The sequence below is a fragment of the Brevibacterium rongguiense genome (assembly GCF_009857845.1).
Classification (GTDB): Bacteria; Actinomycetota; Actinomycetes; order Actinomycetales; family Brevibacteriaceae; genus Brevibacterium; species Brevibacterium rongguiense.
Genome location: NZ_WWEQ01000001.1, coordinates 83,249 through 106,915 on the forward strand (window position 1 = coordinate 83,249; position 23,667 = coordinate 106,915).

A 23,667-nucleotide genomic window follows, 5' to 3' on the forward strand; every position below is an offset into this window, starting at 1 on the left:
GACGGGACCAAATCGAACCGGGCGCCACAGCCATCGGGGGCTGCGCCGGCGGCCGCTACGGCCGAAGCCGGCGGGCGCGGGCGGCGGGGCCCGCGCCGCACGCGGCTAGCCTGGGCGCATGCAGAACCTCGCCCAGTGGGTGCTCGGCTTCGCCGCGGATCCCCTCGTCTATCCCCTTGCGGGCCTCTGCGTCCTCGTCTCGATCATCGCGCCCTTCATCCCCACCACCTCGCTCTTCGTGGCACTGGGGGCGCTGAGCGCGGCGCACGCCGCCCCCTCGGCGTGGGCACTCATCGCCGCCATGGCCACCGGCTCGTGGCTGGGCGATATGGGCCTGTGTGGCCTGGCGGGCAGGCTGCGCTTCCGGTCCTGGCGCCTGCTGTCGGGCCAGCGCACGCGCGAGCGCATCGACCGGATGGAGGCGCGGGCCAGCAGCCATGGGCTCGTGCTCACCCTCATCTCCCGCTTCATCCCCCTGGGGCGCACGACGATCGCGCTGGTGGCGGGCTCCGGTGCGGTGCCCGCACGCGCCTTCGCCGGTCAGGCCGTCGCCGCCTCCCTCGTCTGGGCGGTGTACTCCGTGGGGGTCGGCTGGGCGTCCGGCCGCTGGGTCCCGCTGCCCACATGGCTCACGGTGGGCCTCGCGATCGTCGTCTCGCTTCTCTTGGGCGCGCTGCTCTCCCGTCTGGGCGATGCATGGCTCGCCCGCTTCGGGCGCCGACGGCGCCGGCCGGCGGGCGAGGTACCGGCGGGCAAGGCGGGCGGCCGGCCCGGGCCGACCGCGGGCGCAGCCGCGCCCGGTCACGCGCGGCCGGTCAGCCCTGCTCGCGCAGCTCGAAGCCCACGCCGAGGTCGGCGCTGATCTCGCGCAGCTGCTCGACCAGCGCGGGGGCCAGGGGCACGCCCTCCGCCAACCGCAGCGCGCGGGTCGCGAAGTCGCGGTCGCCGGTGGCCTGGACGGGCACCTGGGGGTCCACGGGCGCCATGGCCCGGATCGTGTCGCGCAGCTCGCGGACATAGGCGCCGGCGTCGCCGTCCGGGTCGACCACCTGCGGGTCGATGGCGAGGAAGAAGTAGCCGATGCTCTGGTAGCCGTCCACATTGCCGGGCTGGGCCGCCCCGGACAGCGCGGCGGAGAGCACCTGGACCATGGTCGCGAGCGCGGAGCCCTTGTGGCCGCCCTCGAAGAACGTCGCCCCGCCCAGCGGCAGGAGGCCCAGGGCGCCGTCCTTGTCGATCTCGAGCTTGCGGTAGATCTCCCCCGCGTCGGTGAGCACGCTGCCGCTCTCATCTGCCACCCAATCGGCCGGCAGGTCCTCGCCCTTGAGGCCGTAGACCTTCACCTTGTTCAGCGGCACGACCGAAGTCGCCATGTCCACGAGCAGCGGGTCCTCACCGGGCACGGGGGCGGCGAAGCCGATGGGGTTGGTGCCCATGAGCGGGCGCCTGGCGGCGTGCGGGATCTGCAGGGCGTTCGCGGTGGAGCACAGCGAGAGGCCCATGAGCCCCTCCGCAGCGGCCATGCGGGCGTAGTAGCCGGCGGCGCCGTAGTGGTTGGTCTCGCGCACCGAGCCCAGCCCCACGCCGAGGCGCTTAGCCTTCTCGATCGCGAGGCTCATGGCCAGGTGCGCCGCGGGGTGGCCGAAGCCGCGCCGACCGTCCACGAGGGCCACGGCGCCGAAGTCGCGGACCACCTCCGGGCGCGCGTCCGGGACCATCCGGCCGGCGCGCACCTCGTGGGCGTAGTAGGCGAGCATCGAGATCCCATGCGAGTCCACGCCCATGAGGTCCGTGTCGTACATGACCTCCGTGCACACGGCGCGCGTGTGCTCATCGGCCCCCAGGCCGCCCATGATCGAGTCGATCTGGGCTCGGACGGACTCCGGTGCGTACCGCTGCATGCCACTCCCCCTGCCGGCCGCGGCGCGGGCCGCCGCGGGGATTCGCCAGCCACTCTAGCCGCGCCGCTTTCCCGCGCCCGAGGCGCCCGCCTGCTGGGCGCCTCGGGCGCCGGGATGCACAAGGGGCCGGGACGATCCCAGCGGATCGTCCCGGCCCCTTGTGCGGTGAGCGGTGAGCGGCTAGCTCACGGACGCAGCGCGTTCGTGTCGAGCGGGATGCCCGGGCCGTTCGTCGTCGCCAGCGTCGCCTTGGAGATGTAGCGGCCCTTCGAGGAGGACGGCTTGAGGCGCAGCACCTCTTCGATCGCAGCGTTGAAGTTGTCCTCGAGATCCTGCTCCGAGAACGACACCTTGCCCACGATGAAGTGGAGGTTCGAGTGCTTGTCCACGCGGAACTCGATCTTGCCGCCCTTGATGTCCTTGACGGCCTTCGCCACGTCCATCGTCACGGTGCCGGTCTTGGGGTTCGGCATGAGGCCGCGGGGGCCCAGCACCTTGCCCAGCCGGCCGACCTTGCCCATCATGTCCGGGGTCGCAACCGCGGCGTCGAAGTCGGTGAAGCCTGCGGCCACCTTCTCCAGCAGGTCATCGGAGCCGACGAAGTCGGCACCTGCTTCGCGGGCTGCCTCTGCACGGTCGCCGGCGGCGAACACCAGGACCTTGGCGGTCTTGCCGGTGCCGTGCGGGAGGTTGACGGTGCCGCGCACCATCTGATCCGCCTTGCGCGGATCGACACCCAGGCGCAGCGCAACCTCGACGGTTGCGTCGAACTTCGCCACGGAGGTGTCCTTGGCCAGGGCGATCGCCTGGGCCGGTTCGTAGTGGGTGTCTGCCGCGATCTTCTCGGCAGCGGCCTCGTAGGCCTTTGAGCGCTTAGCCATCTGCTAACTCCTTGCAGTCGTGGTGCGGGTCCGCCGACCCTGCCACGGGATTGGTGTCTGCGATCAGACTTCGATGTCGGTGGTGATGCCCATCGACCGGGCGGTGCCGGCGATGATGCGATCGGCCTCGTCGAGGTCGTTCGCGTTGAGGTCGGGCATCTTCGTCTGGGCGATCTCGCGCACCTGGTCCTTGGACAGGTGGGCCACCTTGACGGTGTGCGGGGTCGCGGAACCGGACTTCACTCCGGCGGCCTTCTTGATGAGCTCCGCGGCCGGCGGCGTCTTCGTGATGAACGTGAACGAGCGGTCCTCGTACACGGTGATCTCGACGGGGATGACGTTCCCGCGCTGGGATTCCGTCGCGGCGTTGTACGCCTTGCAGAATTCCATGATGTTGACGCCGTGCTGACCGAGCGCCGGGCCGATGGGCGGTGCCGGGTTCGCGGCACCAGCCTGGATCTGGAGCTTGATCAGGCCAGCAACCTTTTTCTTGGGAGGCATGTTGGTCCTTCTCGTTCGTATGACATCCCGCGGCTCGTGCCGCGGGGGCGTTCCCGCCGGGCTCCGATGAGATCCCGACAGTCAAACCACACCATTATTCCACGAACGCATGCGGAAGGGAAGCGCGCGGCGCCCGGGCGGACCCGGGCGCCGCGCACCCCTGGCGGGGCTGTGCCGGACCGCCGCGCGGGCGGCCCGGAAGCTTGGACGGCGGTCAGACCTTCTCGACCTGGTTGAAGCCCAGTTCGACCGGCACGTCGCGCTCGAAGATCGACAGCAGCACGACGAGCTTCTGCTGATCCGGGCGGATCTCCTGGATGGTCGCGGGGTGGCCCTCGAAGGAGCCCTCCTTGACGAGCACGGACTCGCCCACCTCGAAGTCGACCTCGTAGGGCCGGCCGTCGGCGGTCTGCTGGGCGGCGCCGGACTCCTTGGCCGCGGCCGCCTGCTTCTCCTCGAAGACGGGGGCGAGCATGGAGAAGACCTCATCGAGGCGCAGCGGCACCGGATCGTAGGCATTGCCCACGAAGCCCGTCACACCGGGCGTATTGCGCACGACGCCCCACGACTCATCGGTGAGCTCCATGCGCACGAGGACGTAGCCGGGGATGCGCACGCGGCGCACCTGCTTGCGCTGGCCGTTCTTGATCTCCACGACATCTTCCATGGGGACCTGGACCTCGAAGATGTGGTCCTCCATGTCGAGGCTGACCGCACGGTTCTCGAGGTTCGTCTTCACGCGGTTCTCGTAGCCCGCGTAGGAGTGGATGACGTACCAGTCGCCGTCCTGCATGCGCAGCTCGGCCTTGAACTCCTCGGCGGGATCGACCTCAGGCTCGGCATCGGCCGCATCGGCATCGGCCTCTGACTCGGCAGCGGCCGTGCCGTCGGCCTCTGCCGAGGCCTGCTCGCCCTCGACGGCCCCGGTCGCCTCAGCGGAGGCCTCGTCATCCGGCAGCGAGCCGCCGGCGCCGGCCTCGTCCGCGCCCTGCGCGGCGGGCTGGGCCTCCTCGGCGGGCTGGGCCGCCGCGGCTGCGGTGTCCGCCTGTGCGGTCTCGGCCGCGTCGGGGTTCTCGGTTTCCGGGGTGTTGTCCGACACCAGTTCTCCTTGTGGTCTGTGCTCGGTGATGCGGGGCGGGCGCTGCGGCTAGGCGGCGGGCGCCGGGCGGCAGGGGTGCGTCACCAGAGCGGCCACAGGGCCGCGCCGCCGAAGACGAAGGCCGACAGCTTGCCGAACGCGAAGTCCAGCACGGTGACCAGCAGCATCATGGTGATGACGAAGCCCAGCACCACGAGGGTGTAGTTGATGAGCTCTTTGCGGGTGGGGGTGACGACCTTCTTGAGCTCGGAGAAGACCTCGCGGAAGAACTGCACGATCGTTGCGAAGAACCCGCGCTTCGTGCGCTCGGGGGCGCTCGTCGCGCCGTCGGCCTGCGCCGGTGTCTGTGCCACTCGCCCTCACTCGGTCGTCGTTGTGCTTCGGTCTGCCGGAGCCCGGCCGGACCCGGCAGCAGACCAGAGCAGGGGTGACAGGACTCGAACCTGCAACCTACGGTTTTGGAGACCGTTGCGCTACCAATTGCGCCACACCCCTTCGCCTCGGAGCGCGCGGATGCGCATCCGCGGACCGGAGACGCATACGAGCATACCGGTCCCGGGCGCGCGCGTCGAACCGCGCCGGCTCGGCGGGCTCGCACCGCGGGCTCGTATGCTGGGGCGATGGCGACCCGAGCCCAGCTGGACGCGCTTCCCAAGGCCCACCTGCACCTGCACTTCACGGGCTCGCTGAGCCCCGCGGCCCTCGCTGCGCTCGCCGCGCGGGCCGGTGTGCGCCTGCCCGCCGCGCTGAGCGGTGCCCAGGCGGTGCGCGTGTCGCCCGATGCCCGCGGCTGGTTCCGCTTCCAGCGGCTCTACGATGCTGCGCGCGCCGTGGTGCGCGGCGAGGAGGCGATGCGCGAGGTCATCCGCACGGCTGCCGCCCTCGACCGGGCCGAGGGGTCCCGGTGGCTCGAGCTCCAGCTCGACCCGACCTCCTATGCGCCGTTCGTCGGCGGCATCACCCCGGCGCTCGAGATCGCGCTCGACGAGGCCCGGGCCGTGTCTGACGAGGGCTTCGGGATGGCGCTCATCGTCGCGGCCTCGCGGACCCGCCACCCCCTCGACGCCCGCGCGCTCGCCCGCCTGGCCGCCCAGCACGCCGGCAGCGGGGCGGGCCAGGTGGTGGGCTTCGGGCTGTCCAACGATGAGCGGGCCGGCTCGACGGCCGCCTTCGGCCCCGCCTTCGCGATCGCGCGCCGGGCGGGCCTGGCGGCCCTGCCCCACGGCGGTGAGCTGCTGGGGCCCGCGCACATCCGCGAGGTCGTCCGCGAGCTGCGGCCGACGCGCCTGGGCCACGGCGTGCGGGCCGCCGAGGATCCCGCGCTGCTGGCGGCGCTCGTCGAGGCCGGGATCGCGCTGGAGGCGTGCCCGGTATCCAATGAGCGGCTCGGCGTCTACCCCGCCGCCGGCGATGTCCCGCTGCGCGCGCTCGTCGACGCGGGCGCGACCGTTGCCCTGGGGGCCGATGACCCGCTCATCTTCGACGCGCGGCTGACCGACCAGTACGCAGTGGCCCACGCGGCCGGCTTCGACGCTCACGGTCTCGCCCAGCTGGCCCGGATGAGCTTTAGCGCCTCGCTGGCGCCGGAGCGGATCCGGGCAGCCGCGCTCGCCGACATCGAGGCGTGGGAGGCACGGACGGCCGGCTGAGACCGGCACCGCCGGGCCGGGCCGCCCCAGGCGCCCGGCCGCCCCCTGCCGTCCGACCGCGCCCTACGCGGGCAGGGTCGCGCCCACGAGGTTGGGCTCGGGGACCAGCCGGATGCCGAAGCGCTCCTCGACGCCGTCGCGCACGGCGGCGGCGAGCTCAAGGACATCGGCGGCCGTGGCCCCGCCCCGGTTCGTCAGCGCCAGCGTGTGCTTGCCGGACAGGGCCGCCCGGCCGCTGCCCACGCTGTAGCCGCGGGCCAGGCCCGCACGGTCGATGAGCCAGGCCGCCGAGGTCTTGACCGCCCCCTCCTCGGCGCGGCCCGTCGTGGGGTCGGTCACCGGGTAGGCCGGCGCGCCCTCGGGCACCGGGCGGCCCCGCAGGATGGGGTTGGTGAAGAACGAGCCCAGCGACCAGGTGTCGTGGTCGGCCTCGTCGAGCACCATGCCCTTGGACCGGCGCAGCTCCAGCACGGCCGCGCGCACCCGGTCGGTCGGAGCGCCCTGGCCCACCTCGACGCCCAGCCGGCCGGCCAGCTGCCCGTAGCGCACCGGGGCGGACTCCCCCGCCCGCGCCAGGCGGAAGCTCACCGCGAGCACGACGAAGCGGGGCTGGCCGAACTCGGCGGCGGTCCGCTTGAGCAGCGAGGTGCGGTAGCCGAAGTGCAGGTCGCGCGCGAGGAGGCGCAGCGCGTCGCCCGTGAGCCGGTCGAAGACGAGCGCGGACTCGATCGTGTCCGAGACCTCGGCGCCGTAGGCCCCCACGTTCTGGACGGGCGCGGCGCCCACGGTGCCGGGGATGCCGGAGAGCGCCTCGAGGCCGGCCAGGCCGTATTCGACGCACGAGGCGACGAAGTCGTCCCAGTGCTCGCCGGCCTCGGCAGTGACGAGCACGGAGTCGGCCCCGGGCTCCGTGTCCACGCCGCGGGAGCGCACGAGGCACGTATCGCCCGCGAAGCCCTCGTCGCCGACGAGCAGGTTCGACCCGCCGGCGACGAACAGGGCCGGCGGCGCGGTGCCGGCGCCTGCGGTGAGCGGGTGAGCGCGGCAGAAGGCGATGAGCTCGGCGCGCGTGCGGGCCTCGGTGACGGAGGCCGCCGGGCCGCCGACCCGGATGGTCGTCAGCTCGGAGAAGTTCACTTCACCCGCACCTTGGCCTGGGTGCGGCCGAGCACCTTCGCCTCGCCGTCGGCGACCTCGATGTCGAGGCGCACGGTCTTCGCGTCCTCGTCGATCGCGCCGACCTTCGCGATCACCGTGAGGAAGGCGGTGGGCTGCTCCGGCGAGCCGCTGGAGGCATCCGGCACGAGGACCGGAGCGGTGAAGCGGGTGCGGTAGTCGAGGACGGCGCCGGGGGCGCCCGCCCACTCCACGATCGGGGCGATGACCGCGCCCATCGTGAGCATGCCGTGGGCGATCACGCCGTCGAGGCCGACCTCCTTGGCGAAGCGCTCGTTCCAGTGGATCGTGTTGAAGTCGCCCGAGGCGCCCGCGTAGCGGATCAGGTCCGCGCGGGAGAACTCGACGTCGGCCGTGACGACCTGCGCGCCCACCTGCAGCTGGGCGGCCACGGGGGCGAACTGGGCGGGCATGTCCCGGGGCGCGGCGGATTCAGTCATCGTCTCCTCCTCGGACCACGATCGTGGACGTGACCGTCACGACGGGCGCGGCGTGCGCATCGGCGATCTCCGTGCGCGTCGTGATCATCGCGTGGCCGCCGGCCTCGCGCAGGCCGTCGACGTGGCAGACGGCGCTGAGGACGTCCCCGGCGACGATCGGGCGGGTGTAGGAGAACTGCTCGGAGCCGTGGACGACCCGCGAGAAGTCGATGCCGGCCTCGGGCAGGGAGATGTAGCGCGCCTCGGCCCGCTGGGCGGGGATGACGGCGAACGTGGGCGGCGCGACGACATCGGCGTAGCCGAGGGCGCGGGCGGCCTGCGGGTCCGTGTGCGCGGCATCATGTGACTGGGTGGCGCGCGCGAAGGCCGCGATCGCCTCCCGGGAGACCTCGTAGGGCTCCGGCAGGGCGTAGCTCGTGCCCTGCAGCTCGGTGTTGACTGCCATTCTCATCCTCTCCGCTCAACGGCTGGGGGCCGCGCCCGGCGCGGCGCCGGCGCCGGCACGCGGCGCGGGGGCTCCCGCGGCCGAGTCTAGCGGCGGGAGGACCTCAGGGCAGAACGCGCGCGGGTGGGCTGCAGCGCGGGGCGCGCTCAGGCGCCCACGGCGGTGGACTTCATGACGGCGAGCGCGTAGGCGACCGCATTGGCCACCGCGTCATCGGGGCCCACGGGGCCCTCCGGGTCATACCAGCGCGCCAGGGACACGCACATGTTCACGACCATGCGGCTGGCGAAGAGGATGTCCGGATTGGCGAACGCGCCGGCAGCCGCGGCGGCCTGCGCCTCGGCGTCCACGAGGTGCTGGACGCCGCGGCGCAGCTGTACGACGCGCTCGCGGTTCGCGCCCTCCAGGCTGCGCAGCTCGCTGCCGCCCAGGAAGGCGATGTCGCGCTCCGTGATGTGGAAGATCGCGAGCACCTCGATCATGGCGGCGAAGCGCTTCTCCGGCTCGTCCTCCGGGTGGCGCTGACCCGCGGCGACGACGGCATCGCGCAGCTCGACCATGGCGGGTTCGAGCGCGGAGACGAGCATCTGCTGCTTCGACTCGTAGTAGTGGTAGACCCCGGCCACGCTCATGTGCCCGGCCTGGGCGATCTCGCGCATGGACGTCCCGTGGTACCCGCGCCGCGTGAAGCACTCGATGGCCGCCCCGAGCACGTGGGGGCGCTCGGATTCCGGTTCCACCCGCAGCTGCGCCTCGTGCTCCGGGTCCGTCCCCCAGCCCAGCTCCGCGGGATCCGCGCCGAGCGCGGCGGCGATCTCCTTCAGGCGCGCGCGGGTGACGGAGACCTTGTCGCGCTCGATGAGCGAGAGCGTTGCCGGGCTCACGCCGATCTCCTCGCTCACCTGCTCCAGGGTGCGGCCGCGGGCGTTGCGGGCGCGGCGGATGCCCTGGCCGATCGTGTCGCGGGCGCCGCCCGGTGGGGACGAGGTCATCCTGCCAGGGTAGACGATCGGCACAGCCCGCCCGCCGGAGCCGTGCGAGAATCGTGCCGTGCGCCGGGAGTGCCCCGGCCGCCGCCGCAAGAGGAGGGGCCGTGGCCGATCGCCGCTTCGCGCTCGAGCCGCAGCCCACCGCGCGCGCCCCGCTCGTCGAGGCCACCGCCGGTGCGCTCATCGTGCGCCCGCCGCGCGGACCCGCGGTGGAGCTGCCGCGCACCGGTGCGCGGGCCCCCGCGGTGATCGGGTTCGCGGACCTGCGCCTGCGCGCGGGCGGGAGCATGAGCGGCGATCCCGAGCGCGGCCAGCCGCGGCGCACCGCCTGGCGGCGGTGCTGGTTCGTCCTCGATGGGGCCGGGGAGCCGCTGGCCTACCTGGGCGGTGACCCGCAGCCGCTCTACCACGCCTACGCGGTCAAGCGCTTCTGCGCGCGCTCCGGCCTGCGCTGGGAGGACATGGGCATCATCGAGCCCCAGCGCTTCGCCCAGCTGGCCGGTGCGAGCGCCGCGCTGCCTGAGGCGGCCGGTGCCGCCGCGCGCACCGTCGCCGCTCCCGGGCGCATGTGGCTGCTCGCGGGGCTCGCCGCCGGCGGTGCCATCGCCGGGTTCCCGCTCATGGTCCACCTGCTCAACGTGCGCCCGGAGTGGGCGCTTGCCTGGGTGCTGGGACTGGGGGCGGGCTCGCTGTTCGCCCCGTTCTTCCTCCTGTGGCCCATGCAGGCGTGCGCGCTCGTGCGCCCGCCGCGCACCGTGCGCGCCGTTGCCTGGGCGCACTGGGCTGTGGCGGCGGTCTGCGCGGTGCTGGCCGCCGTGTGCGTGCCGCTGAGCTGGAGCTCCGCCGAGGTGCTCGGCAGCGGCACCGGCTGGCCGCTTGCCCTGTGGGCCGGCCTGGCGGTCATCGCGCTGCTCATCCCCAGCACCGCGCGGGCCATGATGATCGCCCGCGACCCGCGCACGGTGGGCGCCCGGAGCCTCCGCGAGGCCCGCGAGGCCGTGCGGGCCCACCCGTTCTCCGACTTCCGCCCCATCGGCTCCCCGCCGCCCCGCCGGGACCGGGCAGGCGGCCACGGGGCGGGGTCCGATGCCGATTCCCCACTCCCGGGCTCAGCCGCGTCCCAGGGCCCTGCCGCGTCCCCGGACTCTGCCGCAGACAGTGGGGGCACGGGCGATGCGGGCACGGGCGGTTCAGCCCAGCGGCGCTGAGGCGTCCTGCGCTACGCTTTCACACGAGCCGAGCGGTCGCTCGGCTGGCGTCGAGGCGGACACCGGAGTCCGCAGCGAAGGAGCAGCGCGATGACCGCCGATACCCCCGCCCCGGAGCTGCGCGCGGCCCAGCCGTTCGACGAGCCCCTCGGCTCCCGCTTCCCCACCGCCGTCGCCATGTGGGACGCGGCGGTGGCGGAATACGGGGACGTGCCCTTCCTCTACGACTTCGCACAGCCGCTGACGTTCCGCGAACTCGACGAGCGGGCCGCCGCCCTGGCCGGTGCACTGTCCCGGGCCGGGCTGGGCCCGGGCGACCGCATCGCCCTCTTCGCACAGAACGACCCCCTGTTCGTCGCCGGGCTCATCGCGGCCTGGAAGATCGGCGGCATCGCGGTGCCCGTCAACCCCATGAACACGGCCCGCGAGCTTGCCTACCACCTGTCCGATTCCGGGGCCCGGGCCCTCATCACCCTGCCGGGGCTCTTTGCGGAGGTCGCCCGCGATGTCGTCGTGAGCGCCGGGCTCGCGCTCACGATCGTGGGCGGGCACCGCGAATGGCGCGGCGACGGCACGGAGGTCGCCGAGGTCGCAGCCCCGGCCGAGCTCGCCGCCGAGCCGCGCTGCGTGCTCGCCGAGGACGTCTTCGCCGACCCGCCGTCGGTGCCCGCCCCACCGCAGGCGCGGCCGGACGATGTCGCACTGCTCACCTACACCTCGGGCACCACGGGCAAGCCCAAGGGCGCCTGCAACACCCACGGCAACCTGGCCTTCGACGCCGAGGTGTTCGAGGCGCTCACCGGGCTGCGCCCGGGCCAGCCGATCCTGGGCGTCGCCCCGCTGTTCCACATCACCGGCATGGTCGCCCACCTCATGCTCGGCATCCGCGGCGCCCATCCCATCGCGCTGACACACCGGTTCCACCCGAAGGCGATGCTTCAGGCCGCGCGCGCCCATCGCCCCGTCTTCACGATCGGTGCCATCACCGCGCTCATGGCCCTCGCGGACGCGAGTGAGAACGGACCCGAGGACTTCGCCGGCCTCGACGTCGTCTACACGGGCGGGGCCCCCGTGGCCCCCGCGCTGGCGGACAGGCTCGAGGGCGTCTTCGGCGCCTACGTGCACAACATCTTCGGCATGAGCGAGACGACCTCCGCGGCCATCGGCGTGCCGCGCGACGCGCGCGCCCCGGTCGACCCCGCCTCCGGCGCCCTGTCGATCGGGCGGCCCGTCTACGGCACCCGGGTGCGCGTCGTGGGCGAGGACGGCCGCGACTGCGCGGCCGGTGAATACGGCGAGCTGCTGTGCGCGGGGCCCCAGGTGGTGCCCGGCTACTGGGAGCGCCCGGAGGCGACGCAAGAGGCGTTTGACGACGGCTTCCTCAGGACCGGCGACGTGGGCTTCGCCGATGCCGACGGCTGGATCTTCCTCGTCGACCGCAAGAAGGACATGATCAACGCCGCCGGCTACAAGGTGTGGCCCCGCGAGGTCGAAGACGTCATCTACGGCCACCCGGCGATCAGCGAGGCGGCCGTCGTGGGCGTGGCCGACGAGTACCGCGGTGAGACGGTCAAGGCGTACGTGACCCTCAAGGAGGGCGCACAGGCCAGCGGGGAGGAGATCGTCGACTACTGCCGGGCGAACATGGCGGCCTACAAGTACCCGCGCAGCGTCGAGGTGCTCGAGCAGCTGCCCAAGACCGCGACCGGCAAGATCCTGCGCCGGGAGCTGCGCTCGCGCTGAGGGGGCTGCCGGCCAACGGGTCGCCCGGCCGTGAATGGACACGGCCGCCGGAGGGCATCCGGCGGCCGTGTGGGCGGTAGCGGGGGGGAGGCTCGATCTCCCGACCTCACGATTATGAGTCGTGCGCTCTAACCAGCTGAGCTACCCCGCCTCGGCACGCTGAACGTGCGAGAGCCCCGAAAGGGAATCGAACCCTTGACCTTCTCCTTACCATGGAGATGCTCTGCCGACTGAGCTATCGGGGCAACGAGAAAGAACTGTACATGAGCCACTCGGCTGTTGGCAAAACCTCGCCGGGACCATCGGCACCGCCCCCGGGGCCCGCCGCCGCGGCCCTCTCCCAGCCGGCAGGCGGGTGCCTCAGACCGCCTCGTACTTCGCCGCGAGATAGCCCTGCAGGCGCCCCGGCTGGTTCGTGATGAGGCCGTGGACCCGGGCTGCCAGCAGCCGCTCCCATTCCCGGGCGGTGTCGACGGTGAAGACGAAGACGCCGAACCCCGCCCGCATCGCCTCCTCGACGAGCTCCCGGCGCAGGCCGTAGCCGCGCATGGAGACGTTGATGCCGATCGCCTCGAGCTCCGCCGCCAGTTCCAGGTCGCCCTCCTTGGGCACCATGCGCAGCAGGCAGCGCGGCACCATGGGGGCGAGGTCGCGGCAGGCGCCCACCGTGCGCGCGGAGAAGCTCTGGACGATCGTGCGATCGGACATCCCCGCGGCGATGATCTCCTCGGCCACCCGGCTGACGGCGCCCGGCGACCAGTCGTGCTTGAGCTCGAGGAGCAGGCTGCCCCCGTGGGCCCGCAGCGCGGCGAGCACCGTGCGCAGCGGGCTCACGCGCTGCCCGGCATACCCCGGCCCCAGCCAGCCGCCGGCATCGGCGAGCGAGATCCGCTCGTCGCTGAGCTGGGCGATCGTCCCGTGCGAGCCCGTCGTGCGGCTGAGCGTCTGGTCGTGGATGACGATCGGCGTGCCGTCGGCGCTCAGGTTGATGTCGACCTCGATGAGGTCGACGCCCAGCGCCCGGGCGGCGTCCACGGCGGCCAGCGTGTTCTCCGGCGCCACGCCGGAGTACCCGCGGTGGGCGATCACCCACGGCGGCGCATCGGCGCCCGGCACGCGCTCGGCGCCGCTGGCCTCGAGGTACTCGGCGAACACCGCGGGGCTCACACCACGCCGAACGCGAGCATCGCGTCCGCGACCCGCCGGAAGCCCGCGATGTTGGCGCCCGCGACGTAGTCGCCGGGGTGCCCGTACTCCTCGGCCGTGGCGAGGCAGTCCGCATGGATGTTCTTCATGATCTCCACGAGGCGCTCCTCTGTGTGCTCGAACGTCCACGTATCGCGCCCGGCGTTCTGCTGCATCTCCAGCGCACTCGTGGCCACACCGCCTGCGTTGGCGGCCTTGCCGGGGCCGAACGCGACGCCCGCATCGCGCAGGATCTCCACCGCATCGGCCTGCGTGGGCATGTTCGCGCCCTCGGCGAGGACCTTCGCGCCGTTCTGCACGAGCGCGCGGGCATCGTCGGGGTCGACCTCGTTCTGGGTGGCGCACGGCAGCGCGACGTCCATGGGGACCTCCCACACGGAGCCGCCCTTGACGAAGCGGGCGCCGGAGCGGCGCTCGGCGTACTCGCCGATCCGCCCGCGCTCGACCTCCTTGATCTGCTTGAGCAGCTCCAAGTCGATGCCGGCCTCGTCGACGACGTAGCCGGAGGAGTCGGAGGCGGTGATGGCCCGCCCGCCCAGCTGCTGGACCTTCTCGATCGCGTAGATCGCGACGTTGCCGGACCCGGAGACGCCCACGGTCAGGCCGTCGAACGACATCCCCAGCGTGCCCAGCATCTCCTGCGCGAACGCGGCCGCGCCGTAGCCCGTGGCCTCGGTGCGCACGAGCGAGCCGCCCCAGCTCAGGCCCTTGCCGGTGAGGACGCCGGACTCGTAGCGGTTCGTGATGCGCTTGTACTGGCCGAACAGGTAGCCGATCTCCCGCGCGCCCACTCCGATGTCACCGGCCGGCACATCGGTGTACTCGCCGATGTAGCGGTAGAGCTCCGTCATGAACGACTGGCAGAACCGCATGACCTCGTCATCGGACTTGCCGTGGGGATCGAAGTCGCTGCCGCCCTTGCCGCCGCCGATCGGCAGCCCGGTGAGCGCGTTCTTGAAGATCTGCTCGAAGCCCAGGAACTTCACGATGCCGAGGTTGACACTCGGGTGGAAGCGCAGGCCGCCCTTGTAGGGGCCCAGCGCGGAGTTGAATTCGACGCGGTAGCCGCGGTTGATCTGCACGGTGCCCGCATCGTCGATCCACGGCACCCGGAAGATGATCTGGCGCTCCGGCTCGCACATCTGCGCGACGATCCGCGCGTCCTCGTACTCCGGATGGCGGCCTTCCATGGCGCGCAGCGAGCCCAGCACCTCGCGCACGGCCTGGTGGAATTCCGGCTCGTTGGGATTGCGGGCGAGCACCCGCTCCAGCAGGTCGTCGATCGACTCGCGGGCCATCGTCTCTCCATTCGTCGGCGGTTCGTCGGGCGTGCCTGGGCCGGGCGCGGCAGCGGCCGGGCCACCCGGGCCTCGGGCGCGCGGTGCCCACCGCCGCCGAGGCGCGGGGCAGTGGCCGTGCCGGTCCCAGTCTGCCATCCGCGGACCGCGGGCCGCCTCCCGCTCACCGCGGGCTGAGACGGGTGCCGGGACGCCCCCGCCCGGTAACGGCGGTACCGCTGCGGTGCGCCACCGCAGGACCGGTCGGCGGAACGCATCGACGCCGGGCGGACCCCTGCGGGAGAATCGCACGATGACCGGCGATGGGACAGCGGGCAGCACACGGCACCGGCGCGCGGACGCAGAGCGCTCGCGCGCGGGCGATTCGGGACACGAGGCGGGTGCAGGCGACTCGGGCGCCGCGGCGGGCGATGAGCGGGCGGCCGGGCACAGCGTGCCCATCGGCGAGCACGCGCTGCTGTCGGACAACCGGACGGCCGCGCTCATCACCCGCAGGGCGTCGTCGACTGGCTGTGCCTGCCCCGCTTCGACTCGCCGGCCGCGTTCGCGGCCCTCCTGGGCGACGAGTCCAACGGTGCGTGGCGCCTGGCGATCGCCGACGGCCGCGTGCTCTCCCGCCGCTACCTGCCCGGCACGCTCATCCTCGAGACGACCTGGCGCTCCCCCACCGGCACCGCCGTCGTCCACGACTTCATGCCGGTGCTCCATCCCCCGGGCGACCACTGCGATGCGGCCGGCGCGGCCGCCGCGGCGGACGTCGCCCTCGATGCGCCGGTGCCCCCGGACGGGCACGCGCCCAGCGGCGCCCCGGTGGCGGAGAACTCCGACCTCATGCGCACCGTGACCTGCACGCGCGGGCGCGTGGTGGTCGAACAGGAGCTGCGCGTGCGCTTCGACTACGGCTCGGTGGTCCCCTGGGTCCACCAGCAGGCCGATGCCGCGGGCACCGAGGTCTTCACCGCGGTGGGCGGCCCCAGCGCGCTCGCCCTCCACGGCCCCGCGCTGCACCCGCACGACTCCGTCCACGAGGGCCGCCACGAGCTGAGCGCCGAGGCACAGGCCCGTGCGACGTGGACGCTCACGTGGTTCCCCTCGTGGTCGACCGCGCCCGAGCCGCCGGATCCGGACTGGGCACGGCAGCGCACCCACGCGGCGTGGAGCCAGTGGCTCGAGCGCTCCGAGGTCGCCGGCGAGTGGTGCGAGCTCGTGGAGCGCTCGCTGCTGACCCTGCGCGCCCTCACCCACCGCACCACGGGCGGGATCGTCGCCGCGCCCACGACGAGCCTGCCGGAGGACTTCGGGGGCGAGCGCAACTGGGACTACCGCTACTGCTGGCTGCGCGACGCGGCGCTCACGCTCGAGGCGCTGCTCACCCACGGCCACACCTCGGCGGCGGCGGGCTGGCGGGACTGGCTGCTGCGCGCCATCGCCGGCGATCCCGAGCGCCTGCAGATCATGTACGGCGTGGGCGGCGAGCGCATCCTCACCGAGCTCGAGCTCGACCACCTGGCCGGCTACGACGGCTCGCGGCCCGTGCGCGTGGGCAACGCCGCAGTCGCGCAGTACCAGGGCGACGTCGTGGGCGAGGTGATGATCGCACTGGCGCACATGCGGCGCGCGGGGCTCGCGGAATCGCAGTGGTCCTGGGCGCTGCAGTGCGAGCTGCTGCGCTACAGCGCCGCGCACATCGACGATCCGGACCAGGGCCTGTGGGAGATGCGCGGGGAGCCCGCCTACTTCACCCACTCGCGGATCATGGTGTGGGCCGCCTTCGACTGCGGGATCCGCGCCGTCGAGGACGAGGGACTCACCGCGCCCGCCGCGGACGTCGAGGGGTGGCGGCGGATGCGCGCCCGGCTGCGGGAGGAGGTGCTGGAGCACGGGGTCGACGAGGATGGGGCGTTCACCCAGACCTACGGCTCCGCGGAGGTCGATGCCTCCCTCCTGCAGATCCCGCACACGGGCTTCGTGCCGGCCGATGACCCGCGGATGCTCGCGACGGTTGCCCGGATCGAGGCCGACCTGCTCACCGCCGACGGCCTGGTGCTGCGCTACCGCGCCCAGGGCCAAGACGGCCTGGCGGGCATCGAGCACCCGTTCCTCGTCTGCTGCTTCTGGCTCGTCGAGCAGTACGCGGACTCCGGGCGCCGCGCGGATGCGCACGCTCTCATGGAGCGCGTCGTGGCCGCGGGCAACGACCTGGGGCTCTTCAGCGAGGAGTACGACGGGCGCGCCGGCCGCATGGCGGGAAACTTCCCCCAGGCGTTCAGCCACCTGGGCCTCATCCGGGCCGCCGAGGCGCTCGGCCGCGTGGGCGCCGCCGACTGAGCCGACCGCACGGCCCCGGGGTGCCGATGCCTCGATCCCGGCACCGGCGTGAGGGACGGCACGGCGTGGACAGCAGCGCTGGGACGGGCGACGGCGCCGAGCGGCGCGCCCGTCACCGGTCACGCGCGGGCATCCACGGCGAAGGCCCCGCCCCAGCGTATTCGCTGGTGGCGGGGCCCTTCTTCCGTGTGGCAGGTATAGGATTCGAACCTATGTAGGCATAAGCCAACTGATTTACAGTCAGTCCCCTTTGGCCGCTCGGGTAACCTGCCGCGGTGCGCTCGTGCGGGTCAGCCCGCATGAACACCAGAGAAAGCATACATAGCGCCGCGGCCGTTGTGAAATTGCGGGGCCGGCGCCCGCGCATACCGCTGTCACCGCACCGCGCCGCGCAGCCCGCAGCCGCCCCGAGCCCCTAGACTGGCCGCACGAGCACCGGCCCCGCGCCTCGACGACCCGGCTGGGGGCCGGCCCCGCACACCCAAGACGAGCAGCGGCCGCGGCGGACGCGAAGGAGTGGATGACACATGGCAGGCGATTCGAGCTTCGACATCGTGAGCAAGGTCGACAAGCAGGAGGCGGACAACGCCCTCAACCAGGCGGCCAAGGAGATCGGCTCGCGCTACGACTTCAAGGGCACGGACGCCTCGATCGCCTGGTCGGGCGAGAAGGTCATGATGAAGGCCGTCTCCGAGGACCGCGTCAAGGCCGTCCTCGATGTCTTCGAGTCCAAGCTCATCAAGCGCGGCATCTCCCTGAAGTCGCTGGACCTGGGCGAGCCGTACCCCTCGGGCAAGGAGTTCCGCCTGGAGGCCTCGATCAAGGACGGCATCGACCAGGACAACGCGAAGAAGATCTCGAAGATCATCCGCGAGGAGGGCCCCAAGGGCGTCAAGGCCCAGATCCAGGGCGATGAGCTGCGGGTGACCTCGAAGAAGCGCGATGACCTCCAGGACGTCATCTCCCTGCTCAAGGGCAAGGACCTCGACGTCGACGTGCAGTTCACGAAATACCGCTGAGCACCCCGGCGCCGCCCCCATCCGGTGGCCCTCACCCGTGCCGGTCGCCCTGTGCGCTGTGTCCCGGACCGCGGGCGGCCTCGCGGGCGCGGCGCCGTTCGCGGCCCTCGGTGCGGAAGCCCAGGAGCACCACGGCGATGCCCGCCGCGGCCCCGATCGCCGTCTCCGCCGCCCGCGAGGCGACGAGCCCGCCCACCGGCTGGGGGCTGCCCAGCTGGGTCATCGTGAGCGCCAGCGGGGTGATGAAGAGCAGAGCGAGTGCGTAGTTGCGGGTGACCAGCACCTCGGCGGCGAACTGCAGGACGATGACGTAGAGCACGAGCTGCCAGGGCTGGGCCGGGAACGCGAGGAGCAGCGCCGTGACCGCGACCCCCGCCAGCGTGCCCACGATCCTGTGCAGGCCGCGGTCACCCGCGCCGAGCGGTGGGGCGCGCTGATGGGCGCGGCCGCCGCCACCATCGCCCAGTAGGAGTGGGAGAGGCCCGGCAGCAGCTGCGTTGCGGCGATCCCCAGGGCCCCGCCCAGCAGGGGCGCGGCGGTGAAGCGGCCGAACTGCCCCGCCAGCTCGCGGGCCGCGAGGTTCGAGGTCAGGCGGCCGAGGGGCTCGTGGATGCGGCCCTCGCCCAGCAGGTGGGCCCCGGTGCCCAGCAGGATGCAGAAGCCCGCGGCCGCCGCCGCGCTGCCCGCGGCGAGCCACACCGGAGCCCCGTGCGGCACCGAGCCCACCGCGGCGGTGGCGAAGATGAAGAAGATCGACCCGGACGGCTTGAGCCCGAATCGCGCCGCGGTCACCGCACCGGCCCCGGACACGAGCGCGGTCACGGCAGTGAGCGCCCAGACGTCCGCCCCCAGCGCCGCGAGCACGGCGCCGACGGCCACGGAGGCGGTGAGCAGCCCGCCCGCGATCGCCTGGCGCGCCGCCCGCGCGCGGCGCGCCTCGAACCGGCCGTAGATCCCGGTGAACGCGCCGAAGGAGGCGTAGATCGCGAGGTCCAGCCGGCCGAGCGCCAGCAGCGCGAGGAGGGGGGCCCCCACGCCCAGCGCGATGCGGAAGGCGGGGATGTGGTCGCGCTGGGCGGGTGCCAGGCGGAAGAATTCGCGGACGTGGTTCACGGGTGCGGGGGCTCCTGGTGGTCTGGGACTGGGGGGCTGGTGGGCTGGTGGTCCGTGGCTGGGGTGGCGGGCGTGTGGACGACGGGTTTGGGGCCTGCGGCCGGCCTGCCCGGTGCGCGCCGGCGGACGGTCTGCAAGGGTGGGAGGCGATTGCCCGCCGCCCTGCTCAGGAGCCCCATGGACACCCTCAAGTCGATCGTCCTGTTCGCACTGGCCGCCGTGCTCGAGATCGGCGGGGCATGGCTGATCTGGCAGGGCGTCCGCGAGCACCGCGGGTGGCTGTTCCTGGGCGCCGGGGTCGTGGCGCTGGGCCTCTACGGCTTCACCGCCGCTCTGCAGCCCGACGGCGGCTTCGGGCGGGTCCTCGCGGCCTACGGGGGCGTCTTCATCGTCGGGTCGCTCGCGTGGGCAATGGTCGCCGACGGCTTCCGGCCCGATGCCTGGGACCTCAGCGGCGCGCTCGTCTGCCTGGTCGGCGTGGCGCTCATCATGTACGCCCCGCGCTGAGCGGCCTCGGGCCCGGGCGCCCTCCCCCGGGCCGGCTGAGGGGCGTGTGGGCCCGGCCCACGCCCCGGCCCGCGCCCGAGGCGGCGCCGCTCAGTGCCCCGCGGGCGCCTCGGCGGCGGACTCCACCGCGCGCCGGGCCTGCGCGAGCATGCCCTCCCGCGTGGCGATCTTGATGCGCTCGCGGCCGTGGGGCTCGCCCGCGGCCTTCTCCGCGGCCTCGAGGAGGTGGTAGCCCTCCCAGTCGACGTACTCGACGCCCGCCGCGTCGAGGAAGTCCACAATGTCGTCCTCGCCCGGGTGCGCGGGCTCGGGCAGCGCACCGGCAGCGCGGTCCTCGATGAGGTGCGTGATCGTCTCGAGCGCATCGCCCTTCGTGTGGCCGATGAGGCCCACCGGGCCCCGCTTGATCCAACCGGTCGTGTAGACGCCCGGAATGGTCTCGGCCTGCGCGGCCGTGGCCTGTGCGTCGCCGTCCACCACGCGGCCCTCGACGTTCGTGATGACGCCGCGGGCCTGATCGAAGGGCAGGCCGGGCAGCGGCGAGCCGAAGTAGCCGACCGCCCGGTAGACCGCGTCCATGCCCCAGTCGACGAATTCGCCAGTGCCGGTGACCCCGGCGTTGCCGTCGAGCTCCTGGCGCTCGGTGCGCAGGCCCGTGACCCCCTCCTCCTGGGTTCCCAGCACGGCCACCGGTGCGTGGAGGAAGTGCAGGTGCAGGCGGCGGGGGGCGCCCGTGGGCTCGCGCAGCGTGAAGTCCGTGAGGGTCTTGGTGACCTGCTTGACCTGGTTGTTCGAGTGGATCGCCGCCATGGAGGCCTCGTCGAACTCGAAGTCCTCCGGGTAGACAATGATGTCGACGTCCTTGACGTGGCCCAGTTCGCGCAGCTCGAGCGGGGTGAACTTCGTCTGCGCCGGGCCGCGGCGGCCGAAGACGTGGACGTCCGTGACCTCGGACTTCTTGAGCCCGTCGTACACGTGATCCGGGATCTCCGTGCTCAGCAGGTCATCGGCCTGCTTGGCGAGGATGCGCGCCACGTCGAGGGCCACATTGCCGTTGCCGATCACCGCGACGCGCTGCGCGTCGAGCGGCCACTCCTGGCCCACATCGGGGTGCGAGTCGTACCAGTTGACGAAGTCGGCGGCGCCGTAGGAGCGCGGCAGGTCCACCCCGGGGATGTCGAGGCGGGCATCGACGAAGCTGCCGGTGGAGAAGATGACGGCGTCGTAGTGGTCCTGCAGCTGCTCGAGCGTGATGTCCGTGCCGAAGTCGACGTTGCCGAAAAGGCGGATGTCGCCGCGGTCGAGGACCTTGATGAGCGCGTTGATGATGCCCTTGATACGCGGATGGTCCGGGGCCACGCCGTAGCGCACCAGGCCGAAGGGGGCGGGCAGCCGCTCGAACAGGTCGATGCTGACCTCGAAGTCGCGCTCGGCCTTCGTCAGCAGGTCCGCCGCGTAGATCCCGGCGGGGCCCGCGCCCACGATCGCCACCCTGAGAGCTCGGCTCATGTCACTCCTTTAGCGTCTGCGTCGGCCGCGCGCGGTCTGAGGCCCGCACGGGCACCGCGGACCAGTCTAATTGGCCCAGCATTTCGTTGCCGAATCCCGGTGCAGGATCACTGTGACCCGGGCCAGGATCGCTGCGGCAGCGGCTCCGGGGATCACTGCGGCAGCGGCAGCGGCAGCGACGCAGGCCCGGTGCGCGCCGGATGGCGTCTCTGCCCGCGGGCACTCGCCCCGTGAACCCGGGGCCTCCCTAGACTGAGCGGGTGACCCACACTCCCCTCCCCGAGGACGAGGCCGCCCGCCGTCGCGCTGGCCTGCTCCTCGGCACCGCCAGCTATGTCTTCTGGGGTTTCATGCCCCTGTTCTTCGCGCTCGCGGCGCCCGCCTCGAGCCTCGAGATCCTCGCCCACCGCATCGTGTGGTCGCTGGTCTTCTGCCTCATCCTGCTCACCGGCGCCCGCGGCTTCGGCCGGGTCCTGGCCGCGGTTCGCAGCCCCCGCCTGTTGGGCACCCTGGCCCTGGCCAGCGCGATCGTCGCGTGCAACTGGTTCGCGTTCCTCTACGGGGTGAAGGTCAACCGCGTCCTCGAGATCTCGCTGGGCTACTTCATCAATCCCCTCGTCACGATCGCGCTGGGCGTCATCTTCCTGCACGAGCGGCTGCGCCCGCTCCAGTGGGCCGCGGTGGGGTTGGGCGCTGCGGCGGTCGTCGTCATCGCGGCGGGCTACGGCCACATGCCGTGGCTGTCGCTGGCCGTGGCCTTCAGCTTCGGGACCTACGGGCTGGTGAAGAACCGGGTGGGCGGCCGGGTGGGCGCCCTCGAGGGCCTGACGATCGAGACGGCGGTCCTCACCCCGCCCGCGCTCGTCGTCATCGGCGTCCTCGCAGCCACCGGCCACTCCCACTTCGGCAGCGCAGGCCTGGGCCACGCGGGCATCATGATGCTCCTGGGCCCCCTTACCGCGATCCCGCTCATCATGTTCTCCGGGGCCACGCGCCGGGTCCCGCTGTCCTGGGTGGGCATGCTCCAGTACATCGCGCCCACCATGCAATTCGTCCTCGGCACGCTCGTCTTCCACGAGGCGATGTCGACGACCCGCTGGATCGGCTTCATCATCATCTGGGCCACGGTCGGACTCATCATCGCGGACATGCTGCGCGCCTCCCGGCGGGGCCGCCGCCGCTGATGGCGCAGCGCTGGGGTTGCCCCCGCATCGCACCGGCGTAGACTCGGGCTCCCGCTCACCCGAGCGCACAGCCTCTCGCTGTACCACGGCGCTCGCCGCCGGCTCGCCCCGGCGAGCGCCGGCTTCGGACGGGGGCCCCGGGCGGCGGGCCGCACGCCGTCGCAGCGGAACCGAAAGGCGGCACGATGCAGGCATTCCTCGCTCAGCCCGGCGGCACTCCCGCCCTCTCCGACTGGGACCCGCCCACTGCGGAACCCGCGCTCGCCCCCGTGCGGGCCGCGGCGCTCAACCCCGTGGACCTCGCGATCGGCGCCGGCGGCTTCCCGTTCCGCCCGCTCTCCGCCGGTGACGTGCTGGGCTTCGAAGGCGTCGCCCAGACCGGCCCGGACACCCACGTCTACTTCTCCGCACCGGCTCCGCCGTTCGGCTCGTTCGCCGAGCGGGTGGACCTCTCCGGTGCGGAGACGGTGGAGCTGCCGGCGGGCGTCGACCCGGTCGCCGGCGCCGCGCTCGGGGTGCCCGGCATCGCCGCCTTCCTGGCGCTCACGAAGGCCGGGCGGATGCAGGCGGGCGAACGGGTGCTCGTACTGGGCGGCACGGGCAGCGTGGGCCGCCTCACCGTCCAGCTCGCCCGGGCACTCGGCGCCGCGGAGGTTGCGGCCACCACCCGCGGCGCCGGCAGCGCCATCGAGCGTGCGGGAGGACGGCCGGTGCACGCCACCACGGCGGACGAGATGTCCACCGGCCTGGCAGGACTCGAGCCCTTCGACGTCGTCGTGGACACCCTGTGGGGCGACTACGCCGGCGCTGCGGTGGAGCACACCGCCCGCTATGGGCGCTTCGCGCAGGTGGGCAACTCCGCCGGGGCACGCGGTGAGATCGCCGCCCCGGACTTCCGCAATCGGGGCATCTCCTTCATCGGCCATTCGAACTTCCTGGCCGCCTCGGCCGAGCGCACCGCCGCCTACGCCGAGGTCGCCGCCCTGCTGGCCAACGGCGAACTCGAGGTGCGGCCCGACGTCCGCCCCCTGGCAGAGCTGCCGCAGGCGTGGGCGGATGCCGCAGCGGGCAGGGGCGGCGGCAAGCTCGTCGTCTGCCCCTGAGCCGTCGCCTCCGCATCCCGGATCACCAGCCCCGCTGGCAACGACGGCGCCTCTCCTGTCTCCCGCGGCTCTCCCACGGCGACGACCAGACGATCTTCGCCGTGACGCCCGAACGCCTGGTCGGCGGCGGCCGCGGCGCGCGCGAACCGCGGGAGCCGCGAACGGCGCTCGGTCTAGGCGACCCGCTCGACGACCGAGGCGGCAAACGCCTCGAGCTCGTCGCGCACGGCGCCCGCGGGCAGCGCGGCCAGCGCCTCGACGGCCTCGGCGGCCCAGCGGCGATGGAGCGAAGACCGGCAAGACGCCGGGCACGGACCTGCGCGAGGGCGTGCCGACGCTGCCCGTGCTCTACGCCCGCCGCGCCGCAG

General features: G+C 73.1%; 23 protein-coding genes, 4 tRNA genes and 1 pseudogene. 11 read left to right on the forward strand and 17 right to left on the reverse strand.

Annotated features, from left to right (window positions below; all coding sequences use genetic code 11):
* Positions 1 to 118: 118 nt before the first annotated feature.
* Positions 119 to 862 carry a DedA family protein gene (locus GSY69_RS00405; RefSeq protein WP_160951944.1) on the forward strand — a complete coding sequence of 248 codons (744 nt, stop codon included), beginning with the start codon at positions 119 to 121 and terminating at the stop codon, positions 860 to 862.
* On the opposite strand, the gene GSY69_RS00410 is transcribed toward GSY69_RS00405, so the two are convergent.
* The 6 genes from GSY69_RS00410 to GSY69_RS00435 all read right to left on the reverse strand — a co-directional run bounded on the left by GSY69_RS00410 (position 816) and on the right by GSY69_RS00435 (position 4,877).
* Entirely contained in the window at positions 816 to 1,901 is a 1,086-nt protein-coding gene (locus GSY69_RS00410) for an Ldh family oxidoreductase (RefSeq protein ID WP_160951945.1), read from the reverse strand. The genes GSY69_RS00405 and GSY69_RS00410 overlap by 47 nt on opposite strands.
* A gap of 185 nt (positions 1,902 to 2,086) precedes the next feature.
* Positions 2,087 to 2,782, reverse strand: coding sequence for a 50S ribosomal protein L1 (gene rplA, locus GSY69_RS00415; protein WP_160951946.1), 696 nt, complete (start codon positions 2,780 to 2,782; stop codon positions 2,087 to 2,089).
* Between the two features lie 63 nt (positions 2,783 to 2,845).
* The gene (gene rplK, locus GSY69_RS00420; protein WP_160951947.1) at positions 2,846 to 3,283 is read right to left on the reverse strand and encodes a 50S ribosomal protein L11; all 438 of its coding nucleotides are present in this window, start codon (positions 3,281 to 3,283) and stop codon (positions 2,846 to 2,848) included.
* Positions 3,284 to 3,497: 214 nt separating this feature from the next.
* Entirely contained in the window at positions 3,498 to 4,382 is an 885-nt protein-coding gene (gene nusG / locus GSY69_RS00425) for a transcription termination/antitermination protein NusG (RefSeq protein ID WP_328698696.1), read from the reverse strand.
* Between the two features lie 80 nt (positions 4,383 to 4,462).
* Entirely contained in the window at positions 4,463 to 4,735 is a 273-nt protein-coding gene (secE, locus tag GSY69_RS00430; protein WP_160951948.1) for a preprotein translocase subunit SecE, read from the reverse strand.
* Positions 4,736 to 4,804: 69 nt separating this feature from the next.
* A tRNA-Trp gene (locus GSY69_RS00435) sits at positions 4,805 to 4,877 on the reverse strand.
* Between the two features lie 125 nt (positions 4,878 to 5,002).
* Between GSY69_RS00435 and GSY69_RS00440 the strand changes: the two genes are divergently transcribed.
* Positions 5,003 to 6,031, forward strand: coding sequence for an adenosine deaminase (locus tag GSY69_RS00440; protein WP_160951949.1), 1,029 nt, complete (start codon positions 5,003 to 5,005; stop codon positions 6,029 to 6,031).
* Between the two features lie 63 nt (positions 6,032 to 6,094).
* On the opposite strand, the gene GSY69_RS00445 is transcribed toward GSY69_RS00440, so the two are convergent.
* The 4 genes from GSY69_RS00445 to GSY69_RS00460 form a co-directional block, all read right to left on the reverse strand.
* A complete protein-coding gene (locus tag GSY69_RS00445) occupies positions 6,095 to 7,168 on the reverse strand; it encodes a UDP-N-acetylmuramate dehydrogenase (protein WP_160951950.1) in 1,074 nt (357 codons plus the stop codon).
* Entirely contained in the window at positions 7,165 to 7,647 is a 483-nt protein-coding gene (locus tag GSY69_RS14325) for a MaoC/PaaZ C-terminal domain-containing protein (protein WP_235936167.1), read from the reverse strand. The genes GSY69_RS00445 and GSY69_RS14325 overlap by 4 nt, the downstream gene beginning before the upstream one ends.
* A complete protein-coding gene (locus GSY69_RS00455; protein ID WP_160951951.1) occupies positions 7,640 to 8,092 on the reverse strand; it encodes an FAS1-like dehydratase domain-containing protein in 453 nt (150 codons plus the stop codon). Before GSY69_RS00455 ends, GSY69_RS14325 begins: the two co-directional genes overlap by 8 nt.
* 146 nt (positions 8,093 to 8,238) lie before the next feature.
* Positions 8,239 to 9,084 (reverse strand): TetR family transcriptional regulator, encoded by an 846-nt coding sequence (locus tag GSY69_RS00460; RefSeq protein WP_160951952.1) that lies wholly within the window; start codon positions 9,082 to 9,084, stop codon positions 8,239 to 8,241.
* A 101-nt stretch (positions 9,085 to 9,185) separates the two neighbouring features.
* Between GSY69_RS00460 and GSY69_RS00465 the strand changes: the two genes are divergently transcribed.
* Together GSY69_RS00465 and GSY69_RS00470 are read left to right on the forward strand one after the other, a co-directional pair.
* Positions 9,186 to 10,289, forward strand: coding sequence for a hypothetical protein (locus tag GSY69_RS00465; RefSeq protein ID WP_160951953.1), 1,104 nt, complete (start codon positions 9,186 to 9,188; stop codon positions 10,287 to 10,289).
* 90 nt (positions 10,290 to 10,379) lie between these two features.
* Entirely contained in the window at positions 10,380 to 12,032 is a 1,653-nt protein-coding gene (locus tag GSY69_RS00470; RefSeq protein ID WP_160951954.1) for an AMP-binding protein, read from the forward strand.
* A gap of 77 nt (positions 12,033 to 12,109) precedes the next feature.
* On the opposite strand, the gene GSY69_RS00475 is transcribed toward GSY69_RS00470, so the two are convergent.
* The 4 genes from GSY69_RS00475 to gdhA form a co-directional block, all read right to left on the reverse strand.
* Positions 12,110 to 12,183 (reverse strand) — tRNA-Met (locus GSY69_RS00475).
* 21 nt (positions 12,184 to 12,204) lie between these two features.
* Positions 12,205 to 12,277 (reverse strand) — tRNA-Thr (locus tag GSY69_RS00480).
* 115 nt (positions 12,278 to 12,392) lie between these two features.
* Complete coding sequence (locus GSY69_RS00485; RefSeq protein WP_328698697.1) at positions 12,393 to 13,199, reverse strand: glycerophosphodiester phosphodiesterase; 807 nt, start codon at positions 13,197 to 13,199, stop codon at positions 12,393 to 12,395.
* Positions 13,196 to 14,536, reverse strand: coding sequence for an NADP-specific glutamate dehydrogenase (gdhA, locus tag GSY69_RS00490; protein ID WP_160951955.1), 1,341 nt, complete (start codon positions 14,534 to 14,536; stop codon positions 13,196 to 13,198). Before gdhA ends, GSY69_RS00485 begins: the two co-directional genes overlap by 4 nt.
* 516 nt (positions 14,537 to 15,052) lie before the next feature.
* Here gdhA and GSY69_RS15300 point away from each other — a divergent pair.
* Positions 15,053 to 15,142 (forward strand): annotated as a pseudogene (locus GSY69_RS15300) (hypothetical protein); the annotation flags it as partial.
* On the forward strand, positions 15,143 to 16,864 hold the full coding sequence (locus tag GSY69_RS00495; RefSeq protein ID WP_407924995.1) for a glycoside hydrolase family 15 protein: 1,722 nt from the start codon (positions 15,143 to 15,145) through the stop codon (positions 16,862 to 16,864).
* Between the two features lie 189 nt (positions 16,865 to 17,053).
* Here GSY69_RS00495 and GSY69_RS00500 read toward each other — a convergent pair.
* Positions 17,054 to 17,136, reverse strand: a tRNA-Tyr gene (locus tag GSY69_RS00500).
* Between the two features lie 255 nt (positions 17,137 to 17,391).
* Here GSY69_RS00500 and GSY69_RS00505 point away from each other — a divergent pair.
* Positions 17,392 to 17,883 carry a YajQ family cyclic di-GMP-binding protein gene (locus GSY69_RS00505; RefSeq protein ID WP_160951956.1) on the forward strand — a complete coding sequence of 164 codons (492 nt, stop codon included), beginning with the start codon at positions 17,392 to 17,394 and terminating at the stop codon, positions 17,881 to 17,883.
* Between the two features lie 31 nt (positions 17,884 to 17,914).
* Here the strand turns inward: GSY69_RS00505 and GSY69_RS15060 are convergent, their stop codons facing one another.
* A complete protein-coding gene (locus GSY69_RS15060) occupies positions 17,915 to 18,580 on the reverse strand; it encodes an FUSC family protein (protein ID WP_328698698.1) in 666 nt (221 codons plus the stop codon).
* A gap of 45 nt (positions 18,581 to 18,625) precedes the next feature.
* Here GSY69_RS15060 and GSY69_RS15065 point away from each other — a divergent pair, with 45 nt between their 5' ends.
* The gene (locus GSY69_RS15065) at positions 18,626 to 18,835 is read left to right on the forward strand and encodes a hypothetical protein (RefSeq protein ID WP_328698699.1); all 210 of its coding nucleotides are present in this window, start codon (positions 18,626 to 18,628) and stop codon (positions 18,833 to 18,835) included.
* Between the two features lie 338 nt (positions 18,836 to 19,173).
* Positions 19,174 to 19,503 (forward strand): YnfA family protein, encoded by a 330-nt coding sequence (locus tag GSY69_RS00515; RefSeq protein WP_160951958.1) that lies wholly within the window; start codon positions 19,174 to 19,176, stop codon positions 19,501 to 19,503.
* Positions 19,504 to 19,593: 90 nt separating this feature from the next.
* Here GSY69_RS00515 and GSY69_RS00520 read toward each other — a convergent pair whose 3' ends face one another.
* Entirely contained in the window at positions 19,594 to 21,012 is a 1,419-nt protein-coding gene (locus GSY69_RS00520) for an FAD-dependent oxidoreductase (protein WP_160951959.1), read from the reverse strand.
* A 260-nt stretch (positions 21,013 to 21,272) separates the two neighbouring features.
* On the opposite strand from GSY69_RS00520, the gene rarD reads away from it, so the two are divergent.
* Entirely contained in the window at positions 21,273 to 22,196 is a 924-nt protein-coding gene (gene rarD, locus GSY69_RS00525; RefSeq protein WP_160951960.1) for an EamA family transporter RarD, read from the forward strand.
* Positions 22,197 to 22,381: 185 nt separating this feature from the next.
* Complete coding sequence (locus GSY69_RS00530) at positions 22,382 to 23,299, forward strand: quinone oxidoreductase family protein (RefSeq protein ID WP_160951961.1); 918 nt, start codon at positions 22,382 to 22,384, stop codon at positions 23,297 to 23,299.
* The last annotated feature ends 368 nt before the right edge of the window (positions 23,300 to 23,667 follow it).

Bases quoted from the DNA above. Each gene is read 5' to 3' on its own strand.
- rplA (WP_160951946.1), bottom strand. From the start codon at position 2,782: ATGGCTAAGCGCTCAAAGGCCTACGAGGCCGCTGCCGAGAAGATCGCG.
- GSY69_RS00440 (WP_160951949.1), top strand. From the start codon at position 5,003: ATGGCGACCCGAGCCCAGCTGGACGCGCTTCCCAAGGCCCACCTGCAC.
- GSY69_RS00470 (WP_160951954.1), top strand. From the start codon at position 10,380: ATGACCGCCGATACCCCCGCCCCGGAGCTGCGCGCGGCCCAGCCGTTC.
- GSY69_RS00405 (WP_160951944.1), top strand. From the start codon at position 119: ATGCAGAACCTCGCCCAGTGGGTGCTCGGCTTCGCCGCGGATCCCCTC.
- GSY69_RS15065 (WP_328698699.1), top strand. From the start codon at position 18,626: ATGAAGAAGATCGACCCGGACGGCTTGAGCCCGAATCGCGCCGCGGTC.
- GSY69_RS00460 (WP_160951952.1), bottom strand. From the start codon at position 9,084: ATGACCTCGTCCCCACCGGGCGGCGCCCGCGACACGATCGGCCAGGGC.
- GSY69_RS00520 (WP_160951959.1), bottom strand. From the start codon at position 21,012: ATGAGCCGAGCTCTCAGGGTGGCGATCGTGGGCGCGGGCCCCGCCGGG.
- GSY69_RS00515 (WP_160951958.1), top strand. From the start codon at position 19,174: ATGGACACCCTCAAGTCGATCGTCCTGTTCGCACTGGCCGCCGTGCTC.
- gdhA (WP_160951955.1), bottom strand. From the start codon at position 14,536: ATGGCCCGCGAGTCGATCGACGACCTGCTGGAGCGGGTGCTCGCCCGC.
- GSY69_RS00505 (WP_160951956.1), top strand. From the start codon at position 17,392: ATGGCAGGCGATTCGAGCTTCGACATCGTGAGCAAGGTCGACAAGCAG.
- GSY69_RS00410 (WP_160951945.1), bottom strand. From the start codon at position 1,901: ATGCAGCGGTACGCACCGGAGTCCGTCCGAGCCCAGATCGACTCGATC.
- GSY69_RS00455 (WP_160951951.1), bottom strand. From the start codon at position 8,092: ATGGCAGTCAACACCGAGCTGCAGGGCACGAGCTACGCCCTGCCGGAG.
- GSY69_RS00530 (WP_160951961.1), top strand. From the start codon at position 22,382: ATGCAGGCATTCCTCGCTCAGCCCGGCGGCACTCCCGCCCTCTCCGAC.
- rplK (WP_160951947.1), bottom strand. From the start codon at position 3,283: ATGCCTCCCAAGAAAAAGGTTGCTGGCCTGATCAAGCTCCAGATCCAG.
- GSY69_RS14325 (WP_235936167.1), bottom strand. From the start codon at position 7,647: ATGACTGAATCCGCCGCGCCCCGGGACATGCCCGCCCAGTTCGCCCCC.